The following is a 16,400-nucleotide window of genomic DNA, read 5'->3' as shown; positions in this document are numbered from 1 at the left end:
GCTATTTTACTCAGATTCCCCGGCTTCGCTTACCACTTTGCTAAATATCGTCTGCAGCGCAGTGAGATCCCCCATTGCCCCACTCTGATTTGCCTGATTCCAGGCCTCTTTTTCGATACCCTGCCAGCTCAGTTGATAACCAGCATGAATCGCCAGTTGCTCGAAGAAGATACGCTGTGCCAGACCACTTCCCGCACGGAAGGGATGCAGGACGTTGATTTCACAATAGTAGTGTGCCAGCCGCTCGACGAACTTCGTTTTCTCCAGGCCAACCAGATACCCTTCTTCCTCCAGATCCTGCATCAGGGCATTGCCCTCTTTTTCGATATAAGCAAAGTGGCAGAACGGCGTATCGCCCTGATAAATATCAACTTCACGCAGTTGCCCCGCCCAGTCGAAAATATCCAGATACAGCTGGCGATGGATAGTGCGCAAATGCGGTAAACCGCGCACCAGCGGACCAAGCTCAATGGTCGCAGCACGCAGCGCCGTCATTTCGTAAGCGGCCTGTTCCAGCCGCTGTTGCTGGCGGATGTTCAGCCGGTTACGCATGATATCAAGGCCAGGATAAAGATACGGATCGCGCCCTTCGCCGAATTTATCGCTCATAGTGCCTCCTCAGCTCTTCAAGGCGCGCTAAAGCCTCTGCGGCAGTAAGAGTAACTAAAGGCATCTCGACGCCTTCAAGACGGCGACTGGCCTGGAAATTACGATTACGCTGAAGCTCCCAGAGACGGGACTTTTGCTTATCGGTGAGTTTCTTCACTTGATGCCTCCCTGAACGTGTCCATTTGCCACAAGTATAAGCGGCAAATCCGGGTTACGCCGGGAGAGCAGAAGCGCGGGCAAGATTGCCCGCGCGAGAAGTCATTACGGCAGGACTTTAGCGGAAAGGATAACTACCGGTTTTGACGGCACATTCTGGTACGGACCAACATCATGAGTCGGCACCTGGGAAATCTTATCGGCAACGTCCATGCCTTTCACCACTTTACCAAATACCGCGTAACCGAAATCACGCTGACCATGGTCAAGGAAGGCGTTATCGGCAACGTTGATAAAGAACTGGCTGGTGGCGCTGTCTTTGTCAGCGGTACGCGCCATCGCGATGGTGCCACGCGTGTTGCGCAGGCCGTTATCGGCTTCATTTTTGATTGGCGGGTTTGGTTTTTTCTGCTGCATCTGCTCGGTGAAACCGCCGCCCTGAATCATAAAGCCAGGAATGACGCGGTGAAAGGTGGTGTTGTTATAAAAACCGCTGTTCACATAATCGACAAAGTTTTGCACAGATACTGGCGCTTTTTGTTTATCCAGCTCCAGTTCGATGTTACCAGCTGAGGTTGTCAACAATACGTGCGGGTCCCCTTTCGCTGCCATTGCTGCGGGAGAAAGAGCAGAAAGAGCGAAAACAGCAGCCATCGCCGCCAGGGTCGATTTGAACATGAGATTTCCTTAACAAACAGAGCAGAAAAAAAGCAAGTGAAGAGATTCTAAATAGCCTTCAAGAACAAGGCCATCCCTTTACCTAATTTTACGTATCTGAAATATATGTAACCTGACGATCACTTTTTATTCCGTGATCAAAATCACCCTTAAAATGCAATTTAGCAACCGATTGCAATAAAACATTTAAACAGATCACAAAATCACCTAAAATCGCCCGCTCGCGGCATATCCCGCTATGCCATTTTATTTTTGAACGCAGGCCAATCATGACTAACAGCAATCGCATCAAGCTCACATGGATTAGCTTTCTCTCCTACGCACTGACAGGTGCGTTGGTTATTGTCACCGGGATGGTGATGGGAAATATCGCCGATTATTTCAATCTGCCTGTTTCCAGTATGAGTAACACCTTCACCTTCCTCAATGCTGGCATTTTAATCTCTATCTTCCTCAATGCCTGGCTGATGGAAATCGTCCCGTTGAAAACGCAGTTACGTTTTGGCTTTCTCCTGATGGTGCTGGCGGTTGCCGGTTTGATGTTCAGCCATAGCCTGGCGCTTTTCTCGGCAGCGATGTTCATTCTCGGGGTGGTCAGCGGCATCACCATGTCGATTGGTACATTCCTGATAACACAAATGTATGAAGGGCGTCAGCGCGGTTCTCGCCTGTTATTTACCGACTCCTTCTTCAGTATGGCAGGGATGATTTTCCCAATGATCGCCGCGTTTCTGCTGGCGCGCAGCATTGAGTGGTACTGGGTTTATGCCTGCATCGGGCTGGTTTACGTCGCTATTTTTATTCTGACCTTCGGCTGTGAGTTTCCGGCACTGGGCAAACATGCGCCAAAAACGGATGCTCCAGTAGCGAAAGAAAAATGGGGCATCGGCGTACTGTTTCTCTCAATTGCAGCGCTGTGCTACATCCTCGGTCAGTTAGGTTTTATCTCCTGGGTACCAGAGTATGCCAAAGGCCTGGGCATGAGCCTGAACGACGCAGGTACGCTGGTGAGTAACTTCTGGATGTCATATATGGTCGGCATGTGGGCGTTCAGCTTTATTCTTCGCTTCTTTGATTTGCAACGTATTCTGACCGTACTGGCCGGTCTGGCTGCGATTCTAATGTACGTCTTTAACACCGGAACACCGGCACATATGGCGTGGTCAATTCTCGCCCTGGGCTTCTTCTCCAGCGCGATCTATACCACCATCATCACCCTGGGTTCACAGCAAACCAAAGTACCGTCACCAAAACTGGTTAACTTTGTCCTGACCTGCGGGACCATCGGTACCATGCTGACCTTTGTCGTTACCGGCCCGATTGTTGAACATAGCGGTCCAAAGGCGGCGCTGCTGACGGCAAACGGTCTGTACGCTGTCGTCTTTGTGATGTGCTTCCTGTTAGGTTTCGTCAGCCGTCACCGTCAGCATAACACCCTGACCTCTCATTAATTGCTCATGCCGGGCGGCGCTATCGTCGTCCGGCCTTTTCCTCACTTACCCCGCTACGTACGTCTATTTCTATAAACCCTTTCATTTTGTCTATTTTTTGCACACGAATGAAATGTCAGACAATTCCGTGACTTAAGAAAATTTATACAAATCAGCAATATACCTCTTAAGGAGTATATAAAGGTGAATTTGATTTACATCAATAAGCGGGGTTGCTGAATCGTTAAGGTAGGCGGTAATAGAAAAGAAATCGAGGCAAAAATGAGCAAAGTCAGACTCGCAATTATCGGTAACGGTATGGTCGGCCATCGCTTTATCGAAGATCTTCTTGATAAATCTGATGCGGCCAACTTTGATATTACCGTTTTCTGTGAAGAACCGCGCATCGCTTATGACCGCGTACACCTCTCGTCTTACTTCTCTCACCACACCGCCGAAGAGCTGTCGCTGGTGCGCGAAGGCTTTTACGAAAAACACGGTATTAAAGTTCTGGTCGGCGAACGCGCTATCACCATCAACCGTCAGGAGAAGGTGATTCACTCCAGCGCCGGACGTACCGTTTTTTATGACAAGCTGATCATGGCGACCGGTTCCTATCCGTGGATCCCGCCAATCAAAGGTTCTGATACTCAGGACTGCTTTGTCTATCGCACCATTGAAGACCTCAACGCCATTGAATCCTGCGCCCGTCGCAGTAAGCGCGGTGCCGTTGTTGGCGGCGGCCTGTTAGGTCTGGAAGCCGCTGGCGCGCTGAAAAACTTAGGCATTGAAACCCACGTTATCGAATTTGCCCCTATGCTGATGGCGGAACAGCTTGATCAGATGGGCGGCGAGCAATTGCGTCGCAAAATCGAAAGCATGGGTGTACGCGTTCACACCAGCAAAAACACTCTTGAGATTGTGCAGGAAGGTGTTGAAGCGCGTAAAACCATGCGTTTTGCCGACGGCAGCGAACTGGAAGTCGACTTTATCGTCTTCTCTACCGGTATCCGTCCGCGCGATAAGCTGGCAACCCAGTGTGGTCTGGACGTTGCTCCGCGTGGGGGTATCGTCATAAATGATTCCTGCCAGACTTCCGATCCAGATATCTACGCCATCGGTGAATGCGCAAGCTGGAACAACCGTGTATTTGGTCTGGTAGCACCTGGCTACAAAATGGCGCAGGTCGCCGTTGACCATATTCTCGGTAGCGAAAACGCCTTTGAAGGTGCTGACCTTAGCGCCAAGCTGAAACTGCTGGGCGTAGACGTAGGCGGTATTGGCGATGCTCACGGTCGCACGCCTGGCGCACGTAGCTACGTTTACCTCGACGAAAGTAAAGAGATCTACAAACGCCTGATTGTCAGCGAAGACAACAAAACCCTGCTCGGTGCAGTACTGGTGGGTGATACCAGCGACTACGGTAACCTGCTGCAACTGGTGCTGAACGCAATCGAGCTGCCGGAAAACCCGGATTCTCTGATTCTGCCGGCGCACTCAGGTAGCGGCAAGCCGTCTATTGGTGTTGATAAACTGCCGGACAGCGCGCAAATCTGCTCCTGCTTCGACGTCACCAAAGGCGATCTGATTGCTGCCATCAACAAAGGCTGCCACACCGTTGCGGCGCTGAAAGCCGAAACCAAAGCGGGTACTGGCTGCGGTGGCTGTATCCCGCTGGTCACTCAGGTACTGAACGCGGAACTGGCAAAACAGGGTATCGAAGTTAACAATAACCTGTGCGAACACTTTGCTTATTCGCGTCAGGAACTGTTCCATTTGATCCGCGTTGAAGGCATTAAAACCTTCGAAGAACTGCTGGCGAAACACGGTAAAGGCTACGGTTGTGAGGTTTGTAAACCGACCGTCGGTTCGCTGCTGGCCTCCTGCTGGAACGAATACATTCTGAAGCCGGAACATACTCCGCTGCAGGATTCTAACGACAACTTCCTCGCTAACATCCAGAAAGACGGCACCTACTCGGTGATCCCGCGTTCTCCGGGTGGTGAAATCACCCCAGAAGGGCTGATGGCAGTGGGTCGTATCGCGCGTGAATTTAATCTCTACACCAAAATCACCGGCTCCCAGCGTCTGGCGATGTTTGGCGCACAGAAAGACGATCTGCCGGAGATCTGGCGTCAGCTGATTGAAGCAGGTTTCGAAACCGGTCATGCGTATGCGAAAGCACTGCGTATGGCGAAAACCTGCGTGGGTAGCACCTGGTGCCGCTACGGCGTTGGCGACAGCGTCGGCCTCGGCGTGGAACTGGAAAACCGCTACAAAGGCATCCGTACGCCGCACAAAATGAAGTTCGGTGTCTCCGGCTGTACCCGTGAATGTTCAGAAGCTCAGGGTAAAGATGTGGGTATTATCGCCACTGAAAAAGGCTGGAACCTGTATGTGTGCGGTAACGGCGGCATGAAACCGCGTCATGCGGATCTGCTGGCAGCGGATATCGATCGCGAAACGCTGATCAAATATCTTGACCGCTTCATGATGTTCTACATCCGTACTGCCGACAAACTGACGCGTACCGCACCGTGGTTAGAAAACCTCGAAGGCGGCATCGATTACCTGAAAGCGGTGATCATTGACGACAAGCTGGGGCTGAACGCACATCTGGAAGAAGAGATGGCGCGCCTGCGTGAAGCGGTAGTGTGTGAGTGGACTGAAACGGTCAATACGCCGTCTGCGCAGACTCGCTTCAAACACTTCATCAACAGCGATAAGCGTGACCCGAACGTGCAGATGGTGCCAGAGCGCGAACAGCACCGTCCGGCAACGCCGTATGAACGTATCCCGGTAACTCTGGTGGAGGACAACGCATGAGCCAGTGGAAAGACATCTGCAAAATTGATGACATCCTGCCTGAAACCGGCGTCTGCGCGCTGTTAGGTGACGAGCAGGTAGCGATTTTCCGCCCGTATCACAGCGACCAGGTGTTTGCGATCAGCAACATCGATCCGTTCTTCGAATCCAGCGTGCTGTCACGCGGGCTGATTGCGGAACACCAGGGCGAGCTGTGGGTCGCCAGTCCGCTGAAAAAACAGCGTTTTCGCTTAAGCGACGGTTTATGCATGGAAGATGAACAGTTTTCCGTCAAGCATTACGAGGCACGAGTGAAAGACGGCGTGGTACAGCTACGCGGTTAATTGTTTTAACGGGAGGCGCAATGCCTCCCCTTTTTGCATTGTCCTGTAATGACCTTAAGTATATTGCAGGACATTTTTTAAACTTTTTGTTTTATTTTTTGTTTTTATTTTTTAAAGGATAATCAAATGTTTACAGACACTATTAATAAGTGTGCGGCTAACGCTGCGCGCATTGCACGCCTGTCGGCAAATAACCCGCTCGGCTTCTGGGTAAGCTCCGCGATGGCGGGCGCGTATGTGGGGCTGGGGATCATCCTGATTTTCACGCTCGGTAATTTGCTCGATCCGTCCGTACGTCCTCTGGTGATGGGCGCGACCTTTGGTATCGCCTTAACGCTGGTCATTATCGCCGGTTCTGAACTGTTCACCGGACACACCATGTTCCTCACCTTTGGGGTGAAAGCGGGCACCATTAGCCACGGGCAAATGTGGGCAATCCTGCCGCAAACCTGGCTGGGTAACCTGGTCGGTTCCGTCTTTGTTGCCATGCTTTATAGCTGGGGCGGTGGTAGCCTTTTGCCAGTAGATACCAGTATTGTTCACTCCGTCGCGCTGGCTAAAACCACCGCACCGGCAATGGTACTGTTCTTCAAAGGCGCATTGTGTAACTGGCTGGTTTGTCTGGCAATCTGGATGGCACTGCGTACTGAAGGCGCGGCGAAATTTATCGCAATCTGGTGGTGTCTGCTGGCGTTTATTGCGTCCGGTTACGAGCACTCCATCGCTAACATGACGCTGTTCGCGCTCTCATGGTTCGGCAACCACAGCGAAGCCTACACGCTGGCGGGTATTGGTCATAACCTGCTGTGGGTGACGCTGGGTAATACTTTATCGGGTGCCGTATTCATGGGATTGGGTTATTGGTATGCTACGCCGAAAGCTAATCGTCCGGTTGCGGACAAATTTAATCAAACTGAAACGGCTGCCGGTTAATTATTAAGGGGTTTTTACGTGGATCATTTGCCTATATTTTGCCAATTACGCGACCGCGACTGTTTGATTGTCGGCGGTGGTGATGTCGCGGAACGCAAAGCAAGGTTGCTGTTAGACGCAGGTGCTCGCTTAACGGTGAATGCATTAGCGTTTATTCCACAGTTCACCGCATGGGCAGATGCAGGCATGTTAACCCTCGTCGAAGGGCCATTTGATGAAAGCCTTCTCGACACCTGCTGGCTGGCAATTGCGGCGACGGATGATGACGCGCTTAACCAGCGTGTCAGCGAAGCCGCCGAATCTCGTCGTATCTTCTGTAACGTGGTCGATGCGCCGAAAGCCGCCAGCTTTATTATGCCGTCGATTATTGACCGCTCCCCGCTCATGGTAGCGGTCTCCTCTGGCGGCACCTCTCCGGTTCTGGCGCGACTGTTGCGCGAAAAACTTGAATCACTGCTTCCGCTGCATCTCGGCCAGGTAGCAAAATATGCGGGGCAGTTACGCGGTCGGGTCAAACGACAGTTCGCCACGATGGGTGAACGTCGCCGTTTCTGGGAAAAACTGTTCGTTAATGATCGCCTGGCGCAGTCGCTGGCGAACAACGATCAGAAAGCCATTACCGAAACGACCGAACAGTTAATCAATGAACCGCTCGATCATCGCGGTGAAGTGGTGCTGGTTGGCGCAGGTCCGGGCGATGCCGGTCTGCTGACGCTGAAAGGTCTGCAACAAATTCAGCAGGCAGATGTGGTGGTCTACGACCGTCTGGTTTCAGACGATATTATGAATCTGGTACGGCGCGATGCGGATCGTGTCTTCGTCGGTAAACGCGCGGGATACCACTGCGTACCGCAGGAAGAGATTAACCAGATCCTGCTGCGGGAAGCGCAAAAAGGCAAACGCGTGGTGCGGCTGAAAGGCGGCGATCCGTTTATTTTTGGCCGTGGTGGCGAAGAGCTGGAAACACTGTGCAATGCAGGCATTCCATTCTCGGTGGTTCCAGGTATTACCGCAGCGTCTGGTTGCTCTGCCTATTCGGGCATTCCGCTCACGCATCGCGATTATGCCCAGAGCGTACGCTTAATTACCGGACACTTAAAAACCGGTGGCGAACTGGACTGGGAAAACCTGGCGGCAGAAAAACAGACGCTGGTGTTCTATATGGGGTTGAATCAGGCCGCGACTATTCAGCAAAAGCTGATTGAACACGGTATGCCTGGCGAAATGCCGGTGGCAATTGTCGAAAACGGAACGGCGGTAACGCAACGCGTGATTGACGGTACGCTCACGCAACTGGGCGAGCTGGCGCAGCAAATGAACAGCCCCTCATTAATTATTATTGGTCGGGTCGTTGGCCTGCGCGATAAATTGAACTGGTTCTCTAACCATTAATTTTACCCGGGCCAGAGAATTCTGGCCCTCTTTATCACTCTTTTTATATATTCAGTAAATAAATCATAGCCTCTTAGTAAATATCATTTGCTAATGGGTTATTTTCACCGTTACAGCGACTTACAAAATTAAGTCATTCACTCACTGACGCCAATTAAATATTCCTGTATCGTTCTTAATGAGCAGTCTGCTTATATTCATATAATCAATGAATATTAATTAATATATAATACATAGGGAATGTAAATGAACAAATTTATTAAAGTTGCACTGGTTGGTGCGGTACTGGCTACGTTAACTGCATGTACTGGTCATATTGAAAACCGTGATAAGAACTGCTCTTACGACTACCTGCTGCACCCGGCAATTTCTATTTCTAAAATCATTGGCGGTTGCGGTCCTACTGCACAGTAAGTCTCTGACAGAAATCGGCTAACACCGATTTAATGAGCTAACGCCCTCTGAATTTTCCGAGGGCGTATTTTTCTCCATACTCTGCGAAAACATCGGTCCCAGAATTAAACGCTGGCAATACTCTCACGCAAAATCCGCAGCACCGTCTCTTCACCGCTGCGATTCGGGTTAATGCGAATCGCGCAATGTTCGAGTTGTGGATTCGCCTGACGAAACGTTCCTGAAAGTCGATAGAAGAGCGGCGGGATTTCATATTTCGACTCTGCACCCACCGGGTAAGGCAAGGCACCGCGCTTTTGCGACTCTTCAAGCACTCTGGCGGCAATCGGTTGATGAAACTCCACAATCAACACCTTCGACTGCGCATTGGCAATAACGGCGCTTTTCACTTCCGCCACTGCGCCACCGTTAAGTAAAGCCAGCAACCGTTCAGATACCCCCGCCTGCACCGCGTGCATCACTGGCGCAAACACCAGACCACGCAATACTTCCAGCGCCTGTGCGCCCTGGATCTGACTGCCGCCGGAATAGAGCGTGGCGCGGATCCGGTTAATAACATCGGCATCACCTACCACTGCGCCAACACCCTCTGGTCCAAACAGCTTGAAACAGGAGAATGTCGAAACATTCGCGCCGCATTCGCAGCCAATGCGCGCCACCTTCATCACCGCATAATTGTCATCGGTTAACGCAGGAACGCCAGCCGAACGCAATGTTGCCAGCACATCTGCCAGCACATAGCTGTCCTGCGGCTGTTGGCGCGTATGCTGCACCAGCGCGGCATCAGGTTGTTGCTCTTCAATGGCCTGTTTAAGCGCCGACAGGTCGTTGAAATCAGCAGTAATAAGCGTCAGCCCCATCTGCTCAATAATGACCTGAGTCGTCGGGTAAACCGGCGCGTCATGCACCAGAAGACGCTGCCCCGGTTTGAGCAAAGCCGCCAACGCCGCACGAATCGCTCCAGTACCCGCGCCCTGTACCAGCGCCGCCGCTGGCGCATGAAACGCGTCAGCCAGCACCTGTTCCACACGCTGGGTAATGCGCGGTTGATTCAGCCCTGGCGTTAAGCCTAAATCCCCGCGGGTAAGAAACTCCGCGCCGGGAAAGTGACGGCAAATGCTATCCACCAGCGCAAACTGCTTTTGCTGCGCCTCAATAAGCGTCAGGCTTTGCAGAGGAAACGTCTTCATAGGTGCCTTCCTTAAGCCGGAACGAACAGGCCAAGCCAGTAAAGAACATTCAGCAGAATACCGGTGATCATTACTGCCACGACCGGTGCCGCCATTTTCTGTACCGGACGGCCCAGGGATTCGTTGAGGAAGTAAATGGCAACCGCGATGGAGAATCCGGTATAGCCCGCCATCTTAATTGCTGCGAAAATAGAACCGACCAGCAGAGCCACTTCCATCAGCATATTCATGGCGTTACGGATGTTATCCGACGCATTACGTACCGATGGGTAGCGTCCCAGCCATTTGCCGATCGAACGAAGTAACAGGACTTCTGCCGAAATAACCACTGCGCCTAATACCGCCGCAACCATCGGATTCGGCGAGAGATAGCCCACCGCATAAACAAAGGTAAAGCCCGCAACTGCATACACACCTGTTGCTAACGCGGTGGTGGCAATCAAAGGCACAAAGCCAAGCCCGCGCATAAATTCCGCCAGCGCCGCCTGGTTGATCAGCGTTTGTGATTGCTCCGGTGTAACGCCTGCGGAATATGCTTTCTCCAGGGTGAAGATCGACACTTCACTACCAGCAAAAATCTTCATGCTGGCAACGGCGGCAATCAGCGCCCCTACGATGGCGATATAGGGTAAATTTTTGATAATCCTCGACGTACGTTCTTCAAACACCGAAAGCCCGCTGGCATCAAGATCATTTTCATCACGATGACGCAGGTCGTGAGTAATCGCGATCCCCAGCAGCATCACCATACCAATAAAGATTTCGATGGATTCCGGATTGAGATGCGGGAAATAGCGCACTACCACCACACGGGTCATCAGCACAACCACGGCGGCGATCAGACTTTGCTTCCAGCCAAACTGGTAGAAAATCGCCACCAGAGGGAACAGTGCAAAAGCTGAAACCACTGGCGAGCTTAATTCCCCCAGACTACCTAATACATCCACCGGTAGCGCGGTCAGCAGCTGGTTTACCGGCAGCAGGCAGGTGAGGATCAGTACGCCCCAGAGTGCACCAAGGCCAAACGCCATCAGGCTGTTTATCGCCAGGACACCGAGGATATCGGTAGGAAGAAAGAGTAACCATGCGTTGAGCAACCCGGTTTTCAGGGTAAAAGAGATCCCCACCGAGGCCACAAAACCAATGCTCAGACCAAAAGCGATACTCCCCGCCTCACGACGGTTCATATAGCCTTCAATCAGTTGCGGCAGGATCGGGCGGATACCGTCATGAAAAACGGCTGCCGAGCGATGCGCCAGAAGCGATGTCATACCCGTCAGGCACGCCACCACGATAATCTGAATATACAGATCCATAGTCGTGCCTTTTATTTCAGATGGTTAATCAGCATCGGAATCGCGTGTTCGACATGCTCAACGGAAAGCCCAAACGCCACTTTCCCTTCGGCGATCATTTTGGCGATATGCTCGTCTTTCGCTTTAATGCCCGGCTTGGCAATAGTGCAACTTTTGTTATAGCCAATCACCGCGATGGCAATCGACAATGCCGCGCCCGCCCCGGTATTACACGCGCCGATGTAGTAATCCAGTTGCCCGGATTTCACCTTCATCGCCGCTTCCATGTCGTTATGAATGAAAACTTCAAAACAGCCAGGAGCCGTCGCTTCAATGGTTTTTTTAATCTGCTCACGCTGTAAGCCTGCAACACCAATCTTTTTCATGAGTCTGTCCTTATTGGAAAAATTGAGAGGGAGTTTCACGTAACATCACATCCACATCGGCCTGACTGAATCCTGACTGGCGCAATTGCGGAATAAAGGTGGTTAATAAATAGTCATAGCCATAACCACCGTTGGCTTTTAAATGAGAGCGGCGCGTAATATCCATCGACAGCATGACGCGGTTCAGCAACCCACGGTCACGTAGCGCGTGGAGCATCGCAATGCGCTTTTCGTCCGGGTAGTAACTGTTCTTGCCGATGGTGTCGAACTGCACATACGCGCCGAGATCGATCATCTTCAAAATGTTGTCGAGGTTGTCTTTCAGATCGCAGTGACCAACGGTGACGCGCGAAAGATCAACTCCGTGGGCTTGCAACAGAGCCAATTGCTCCAGCCCCATCGTGCTGAACGACGTATGCGTGGAGATCGAGCGTCCGGTCTGGTTATGTGCCAGCGCGGCGGCAATAAAAACTTTCTCTTCCAGCGGCGTAATCTTTCCTTCGCTGGAGCCAATCTCCGCGATGATCCCGGCTTTCAGCTCCGTGCCATCGATACCCTGTTCAATTTCATCGACCATCTCCTGCGCCAGTTCCTGCACGCTGCGGGTCGCCACATGTTGCGGGAAAAACGCGTCCTGGTAATAACCGGTGCAGGCCACCACGTTGATCCCCGTCTCGTGCATTACATCGAGCATAAATTGTGCATTGCGCCCCATGTAACGGTTGGTCATCTCAATCACATTACGCACACCCTGTGCCATCAGGTCGTTCATCTCCTGGCAAATGAACGCATACTGATCAAGGCGGCAGTCCACGTTGTTTTTAAAGCCGGAGAGATCAATATGCAGATGCTCATGGGCGAGGGTGAAGCCCGTCGGATCAAAACTCATAGGGTGTCTCCTGCAAACCGGAGGGAGGAAAGAAAAGAGCGACCATTTTGTGGCGGTGGCGCACGGAAAAATTCACACACGGTAGCCCCCACATCAGAAAGCGTGGTGCGCACACCGAGTTGCGTGTGGACCAGCCCTTGCTGATAAACCAGCACTGGCACCACTTCGCGGGTATGGTGGCTATGACCAATAGTCGGGTCGTTACCGTGATCCGCCATCACGACCAGGCAATCATCTGGCTGCATCGCCTCAACAAGCCGGACAAGGTTACGGTCAACGACCTGCAAACGTTCGGCATAACGTGCGACGTCTTCTGCGTGACCAGCGAGGTCGGTTTCCTGGATATTGGTGCAAATAAACGCCGTCGGATGCGTGTTAAATTCGTCGAGGGTGATATCCATAATCCGCTGGCTATCCACCAGGTTTTGCCAGCTCACGCCATAAGGATTGCTGACGATATCTGCCACCTTACCCACCAGCACCGTGGGCACGCCCACTTGATGCAGTTGGTGCGGCACCTGCACTTTTTCATCGACGCCATAGCCCATATGTACGACCTGGAAACCGTTGTCATAAGCGCCAGAACGCGGCGCATTGATGCCAATAAAGCGCCCTTCTTTGCTTTCTGCGGCATCGAGAATGCGCTGACTGTCAGTTAACAGGCCGCCAAATGTAATGACCCGACCGGCCTGTACCTGCTCACGCACGATACGACCAATTTTGATTGCGTCGTCAAAAGAGATCGCAGAGAGATTGGCGGTGATGTTATAGACCTGGCCTAAATCCGCCTCGAGGTTATCGCCAATGGCAACCGACTGATTAACCCACAGAAATTGCAACTCTTCGCCACGGCGCTCAACCCGCCAGCCAGCGGTGACTAATGCCTGCTCAACACGGTCAATCACATCGCGAAAGGGCATCCGCAGCGGCGGTAACGGGCGCGTGCCTAAAATTTCCTGATGCCCCATAAAGGTGTCGCCACCTTCATGTTGCAACTCTGCAACGCCCCAGGTTGCGGAGTCTGACGGCTGCATATCGCCAGGCGCATAACCTAATGCGTTGATTAGCCCCATTTTCTCCAGCGTTGGTAGCTGTAAATGCGGCAACTGGCTCAGGATGTGACCACAGGTATTCGCCCCGGCATCCTGCGGACGCACCAACGTGACATCTTTCATTGCCCCTACGCCAAAGCTATCAATCACTAACACCACAAATCGCGCCATTACGCCTCCAGAGAGCTTCCAAGACTGTCATAACGACCAACGATTTCCGGTTCGCCACGGTGAATACCGGACACCAGCACCACATCGCTACGGCTGACAAAAATCTGCGTGCGAAAGCAGAGCACCACAGCACTGCTTACCGAATGCTCGCCTGCCAGCGGCAGGGTGTAGTCGATACTGCTGTCATCTACGGCTTTGAGATATGTTTCAGTAATGCTTTGATTTTCTGGCGTAAATACCAGTGCGTTATGCGCATGCCCACGACGGTAGTAACCGCCGCCGTAGCAGTAGCTGTCGCCACGGAAATGGTGGGAAATTTCACTTAACCAGAGCATGGCGATACGTTCAGGCTGGTCGCCCTGCTGGTTTGCCGGAATAGTGCCCGTCAGCGCATGACCGGGTTCGGCATGAGTCACACCGTATTCCGCCAGCAATGGCAGCGAAGTGCAGCTGGTCGCTGAAGGCGCGTTCAGTTGCTCAATCGCAATACCAGATTTCGCCAGTTGATCCCGTGCTTGTACCAGCGTGTGAAGATTCGGTGTCGGCAAAACTTTCCCGGCAGCCTCATCCCAAAGCAGGCAAGGGAAATGGGTTAATCCGGCTAAATGCAGCCCCGGCAGTTTCTTAATTTCAGCAACCACCTCATGCAGCGAATGCTGTACAAAACCGCTCTCCTGCCCCGGATAAAGAAAATCATCGTCGCTATAAACTTTGAGCAGCACAGGCTGGATCCGTCCGGCCGTCACCGCTGCCGCAGAAACTTCCCGCGCTTTATCGAGGGTAAACACGGTGATGACGTCGGTTCCCTGTTCAACAGCGTCATACACCTGATGACAAGGGATTTGCACCAGATGCCCCTGATGCGCCACCGGTAAACCTGCGCGGCGCATGATTCGTGCCTCTTTGTAATCCACCGCCACAATGCCGCTGTAACCCAGCGCCAGCAGTTTTTCTGCCAGCCACGGATTACGACCGAACTGTTTGGTCATCAGATACAGTTCAATACCGTAAAGCCGCGCCGTCTCAATCAGCCGCTTACCGTTTTCCAGTATCTGATCGACGTCGATTACCCAACTGTCCGGGGCGATTTTGCCCTGTTGCCACAAACTGAGTGCGACGGAAATCAGTGCCGGGTTCTGGCGTTTCAATGCTTCTACAAACATCTTGTTGCCTCGTTTCTGTTCCTTGAATTAAATATTCATTTTTTTGAATATTTAGGTTGTGCGACGTGGATTTGTCGGGAGCCTCAAACCTCTTCGTTAGCAGCCATCCATAATCCATAAAGGTTGGCCAGCAAATAGCCTTCTTCACACGGGTTAACTTCCAGTGCGAATTCCTTCAACAACACCTGATGCAATTGTAAAATGGCTGACCAGTGGCTGGATTGCGCCAGCTCTGCCAGCAATTCGTTATCCAGCGGCTCTATTTCTTCACCACGGCGACTGCGCATCAGTGCGCTCGCCATATGTGTCATCGCCATCATTCCTTGCTCGCTGCGCACCGGTAGATGGCACTCTGTTTCCAGTACGTTGACGACCTGCATCATGCCTTTGCAGATGTCCTTATCAATAACCCCTGCCTCACAAAGCAGGTTGAGTCTGGTTTCCATTTCAGATGCCTTTCGTTTAATAACTGGGTTCCTGTTCCCCACTGACTACTCGCTGTTGATGAGCAAGCAGGGCATGTTTATCAACAACTGCACGCAGCAGTTGTTGCATCGGGTAATCATCGGCACGTGTTAGTATCACGGCTTCAGTGGCCTGTAAAAATCGAGGATCGTTCGTCAGCGGCGTCGCCTCTAATCCCAGCATGGCCAGTTCGCTTTCTGCCACCACGTTCCAGATAACCGCATCGACATCGCCTTTAACAATGCGTTGTAAACTCTCGTGATATGAGAGGTCAACACGCTCCACATCGCTATTACCAAAAAAGACATCGGTCATAATTTTCTGATCCGCCGAGCGGTTATCCAGCCCCACGCGTTTCACCTTTGCAGACTCCCCTTTACGGCAAATCAACTGATGCTCACCAACGTAGGTATGCGGCCCCAACTCCAGCGCGAGGCATAAGCCTTTTTGTGTGAGATAACTTTCCGCCGCCAGTCGGGAAACCACCGCCATGTCATACACGCCATTAAGCAGACACTCCACGCGAATATCCGCGCCGCGCATATGCGCATAGTAAAAAGGAATGCCATCAAACTGGGCTTTCAGCCCGCTTGCTAAACCTTCGTACAAGCGGGTATAGGGCAAAGGCATGGCACACACAACGTTGTTGATATCCACATGACTCAGCAGTGCTTTGTTATCCATTTCCACCAGATAACTGCCATTGCGCCCGCGGCGTTCAATTCGTATCGCACCGCTTGATTCCAGCGTTTTCAACGCGGCCTGCGTCAGGCCAACGGATGAATGGCATTCAGTTGCCAGTTCATCTATGGTTTTCAGTCGATTACCGCATTTTTCACCCAACAAATAACGGGCCAGTGTCGTGATGACGACGCCTTCTTTTTTGATAAACGTTCGACGCATAGTAAATTTTCATTAAATTGAATATTTATATATTCAGGAATTCGAAGATAAGGCGCAACAGCGAGATGTGGAAACGGCGAGGCGCTTCACATTTTTTCGGATTATTGCAAATAGGAGGATAAAAA

17 protein-coding genes are annotated in these 16,400 nt (G+C 51.9%); 6 read left to right on the top strand and 11 right to left on the bottom strand.

All coding sequences use genetic code 11. From position 1 onward, the window contains the following. Positions 1 to 6: 6 nt before the first annotated feature. The 3 genes from AACU19_RS23310 to ppiA form a co-directional block, all read right to left on the bottom strand. Positions 7 to 609 carry a putative adenosine monophosphate-protein transferase Fic gene (locus tag AACU19_RS23310; protein WP_105278614.1) on the bottom strand — a complete coding sequence of 201 codons (603 nt, stop codon included), beginning with the start codon at positions 607 to 609 and terminating at the stop codon, positions 7 to 9. Continuing rightward, on the bottom strand, positions 599 to 766 hold the full coding sequence (locus AACU19_RS23305; RefSeq protein ID WP_000736860.1) for a YhfG family protein: 168 nt from the start codon (positions 764 to 766) through the stop codon (positions 599 to 601). Before AACU19_RS23305 ends, AACU19_RS23310 begins: the two co-directional genes overlap by 11 nt. 104 nt (positions 767 to 870) lie before the next feature. Next, entirely contained in the window at positions 871 to 1,443 is a 573-nt protein-coding gene (gene ppiA, locus AACU19_RS23300; protein ID WP_000477225.1) for a peptidylprolyl isomerase A, read from the bottom strand. A 269-nt stretch (positions 1,444 to 1,712) separates the two neighbouring features. Between ppiA and tsgA the strand changes: the two genes are divergently transcribed. The 6 genes from tsgA to AACU19_RS23270 all read left to right on the top strand — a co-directional run bounded on the left by tsgA (position 1,713) and on the right by AACU19_RS23270 (position 8,761). Next, complete coding sequence (gene tsgA, locus AACU19_RS23295) at positions 1,713 to 2,894, top strand: MFS transporter TsgA (protein WP_000185225.1); 1,182 nt, start codon at positions 1,713 to 1,715, stop codon at positions 2,892 to 2,894. Positions 2,895 to 3,155: 261 nt separating this feature from the next. Then, entirely contained in the window at positions 3,156 to 5,699 is a 2,544-nt protein-coding gene (gene nirB / locus AACU19_RS23290; RefSeq protein WP_000049213.1) for an NADPH-nitrite reductase large subunit, read from the top strand. Next, on the top strand, positions 5,696 to 6,022 hold the full coding sequence (gene nirD / locus AACU19_RS23285; protein ID WP_000084764.1) for a nitrite reductase small subunit NirD: 327 nt from the start codon (positions 5,696 to 5,698) through the stop codon (positions 6,020 to 6,022). The genes nirB and nirD overlap by 4 nt, the downstream gene beginning before the upstream one ends. A 126-nt stretch (positions 6,023 to 6,148) precedes the next feature. Then, positions 6,149 to 6,955, top strand: a complete 807-nt coding sequence (gene nirC / locus AACU19_RS23280) for a nitrite transporter NirC (protein WP_000493563.1) — start codon at positions 6,149 to 6,151, stop codon at positions 6,953 to 6,955. An 18-nt stretch (positions 6,956 to 6,973) separates the two neighbouring features. Then, the gene (cysG, locus tag AACU19_RS23275; RefSeq protein ID WP_105278613.1) at positions 6,974 to 8,347 is read left to right on the top strand and encodes a siroheme synthase CysG; all 1,374 of its coding nucleotides are present in this window, start codon (positions 6,974 to 6,976) and stop codon (positions 8,345 to 8,347) included. Positions 8,348 to 8,593: 246 nt separating this feature from the next. Continuing rightward, positions 8,594 to 8,761 (top strand): YhfL family protein, encoded by a 168-nt coding sequence (locus AACU19_RS23270; protein WP_001031834.1) that lies wholly within the window; start codon positions 8,594 to 8,596, stop codon positions 8,759 to 8,761. Between the two features lie 104 nt (positions 8,762 to 8,865). Here AACU19_RS23270 and AACU19_RS23265 read toward each other — a convergent pair whose 3' ends face one another. The 8 genes from AACU19_RS23265 to yhfZ form a co-directional block, all read right to left on the bottom strand. Then, entirely contained in the window at positions 8,866 to 9,951 is a 1,086-nt protein-coding gene (locus AACU19_RS23265) for an aminotransferase class I/II-fold pyridoxal phosphate-dependent enzyme (protein WP_105278612.1), read from the bottom strand. A gap of 11 nt (positions 9,952 to 9,962) precedes the next feature. Further along, entirely contained in the window at positions 9,963 to 11,267 is a 1,305-nt protein-coding gene (locus AACU19_RS23260; RefSeq protein WP_105278611.1) for a YhfT family protein, read from the bottom strand. An 11-nt stretch (positions 11,268 to 11,278) separates the two neighbouring features. Beyond that, positions 11,279 to 11,632 (bottom strand): DUF2620 domain-containing protein, encoded by a 354-nt coding sequence (locus tag AACU19_RS23255; RefSeq protein ID WP_000719728.1) that lies wholly within the window; start codon positions 11,630 to 11,632, stop codon positions 11,279 to 11,281. A 10-nt stretch (positions 11,633 to 11,642) separates the two neighbouring features. Then, positions 11,643 to 12,521: a phosphotriesterase-related protein gene (locus AACU19_RS23250; protein WP_032303907.1), complete on the bottom strand. Its 879-nt coding sequence runs from the start codon at positions 12,519 to 12,521 to the stop codon at positions 11,643 to 11,645. After that, positions 12,518 to 13,744, bottom strand: a complete 1,227-nt coding sequence (locus AACU19_RS23245; protein ID WP_105271503.1) for a phosphopentomutase — start codon at positions 13,742 to 13,744, stop codon at positions 12,518 to 12,520. The genes AACU19_RS23250 and AACU19_RS23245 overlap by 4 nt, the downstream gene beginning before the upstream one ends. After that, the gene (locus AACU19_RS23240; protein WP_105278610.1) at positions 13,744 to 14,907 is read right to left on the bottom strand and encodes a YhfX family PLP-dependent enzyme; all 1,164 of its coding nucleotides are present in this window, start codon (positions 14,905 to 14,907) and stop codon (positions 13,744 to 13,746) included. Before AACU19_RS23240 ends, AACU19_RS23245 begins: the two co-directional genes overlap by 1 nt. Positions 14,908 to 14,990: 83 nt before the next feature. Beyond that, positions 14,991 to 15,353, bottom strand: coding sequence for a hypothetical protein (locus tag AACU19_RS23235; protein WP_002432776.1), 363 nt, complete (start codon positions 15,351 to 15,353; stop codon positions 14,991 to 14,993). Positions 15,354 to 15,369: 16 nt separating this feature from the next. Next, a complete protein-coding gene (gene yhfZ / locus AACU19_RS23230; protein ID WP_105278609.1) occupies positions 15,370 to 16,275 on the bottom strand; it encodes a GntR family transcriptional regulator YhfZ in 906 nt (301 codons plus the stop codon). Positions 16,276 to 16,400 lie beyond the last annotated feature (125 nt).

Source organism: Escherichia sp. MOD1-EC4550, from assembly GCF_963876935.1.
GTDB classification, from domain to species: Bacteria; Pseudomonadota; Gammaproteobacteria; order Enterobacterales; family Enterobacteriaceae; genus Escherichia; species Escherichia coli_F.
The sequence above is the reverse complement of the archived record's forward strand: the minus strand, read 5'-3'. Positions and strand labels throughout refer to the sequence as shown.

Excerpts from the sequence above, each read along its gene's own strand:
- AACU19_RS23310 (WP_105278614.1), bottom strand. The coding sequence starts at position 609 with ATGAGCGATAAATTCGGCGAAGGGCGCGATCCGTATCTTTATCCTGGC.
- ppiA (WP_000477225.1), bottom strand. The coding sequence starts at position 1,443 with ATGTTCAAATCGACCCTGGCGGCGATGGCTGCTGTTTTCGCTCTTTCT.
- tsgA (WP_000185225.1), top strand. The coding sequence starts at position 1,713 with ATGACTAACAGCAATCGCATCAAGCTCACATGGATTAGCTTTCTCTCC.
- nirB (WP_000049213.1), top strand. The coding sequence starts at position 3,156 with ATGAGCAAAGTCAGACTCGCAATTATCGGTAACGGTATGGTCGGCCAT.
- nirD (WP_000084764.1), top strand. The coding sequence starts at position 5,696 with ATGAGCCAGTGGAAAGACATCTGCAAAATTGATGACATCCTGCCTGAA.
- nirC (WP_000493563.1), top strand. The coding sequence starts at position 6,149 with ATGTTTACAGACACTATTAATAAGTGTGCGGCTAACGCTGCGCGCATT.
- AACU19_RS23270 (WP_001031834.1), top strand. The coding sequence starts at position 8,594 with ATGAACAAATTTATTAAAGTTGCACTGGTTGGTGCGGTACTGGCTACG.
- AACU19_RS23265 (WP_105278612.1), bottom strand. The coding sequence starts at position 9,951 with ATGAAGACGTTTCCTCTGCAAAGCCTGACGCTTATTGAGGCGCAGCAA.
- AACU19_RS23260 (WP_105278611.1), bottom strand. The coding sequence starts at position 11,267 with ATGGATCTGTATATTCAGATTATCGTGGTGGCGTGCCTGACGGGTATG.
- AACU19_RS23255 (WP_000719728.1), bottom strand. The coding sequence starts at position 11,632 with ATGAAAAAGATTGGTGTTGCAGGCTTACAGCGTGAGCAGATTAAAAAA.
- AACU19_RS23250 (WP_032303907.1), bottom strand. The coding sequence starts at position 12,521 with ATGAGTTTTGATCCGACGGGCTTCACCCTCGCCCATGAGCATCTGCAT.
- AACU19_RS23245 (WP_105271503.1), bottom strand. The coding sequence starts at position 13,744 with ATGGCGCGATTTGTGGTGTTAGTGATTGATAGCTTTGGCGTAGGGGCA.
- AACU19_RS23240 (WP_105278610.1), bottom strand. The coding sequence starts at position 14,907 with ATGTTTGTAGAAGCATTGAAACGCCAGAACCCGGCACTGATTTCCGTC.
- AACU19_RS23235 (WP_002432776.1), bottom strand. The coding sequence starts at position 15,353 with ATGGAAACCAGACTCAACCTGCTTTGTGAGGCAGGGGTTATTGATAAG.
- yhfZ (WP_105278609.1), bottom strand. The coding sequence starts at position 16,275 with ATGCGTCGAACGTTTATCAAAAAAGAAGGCGTCGTCATCACGACACTG.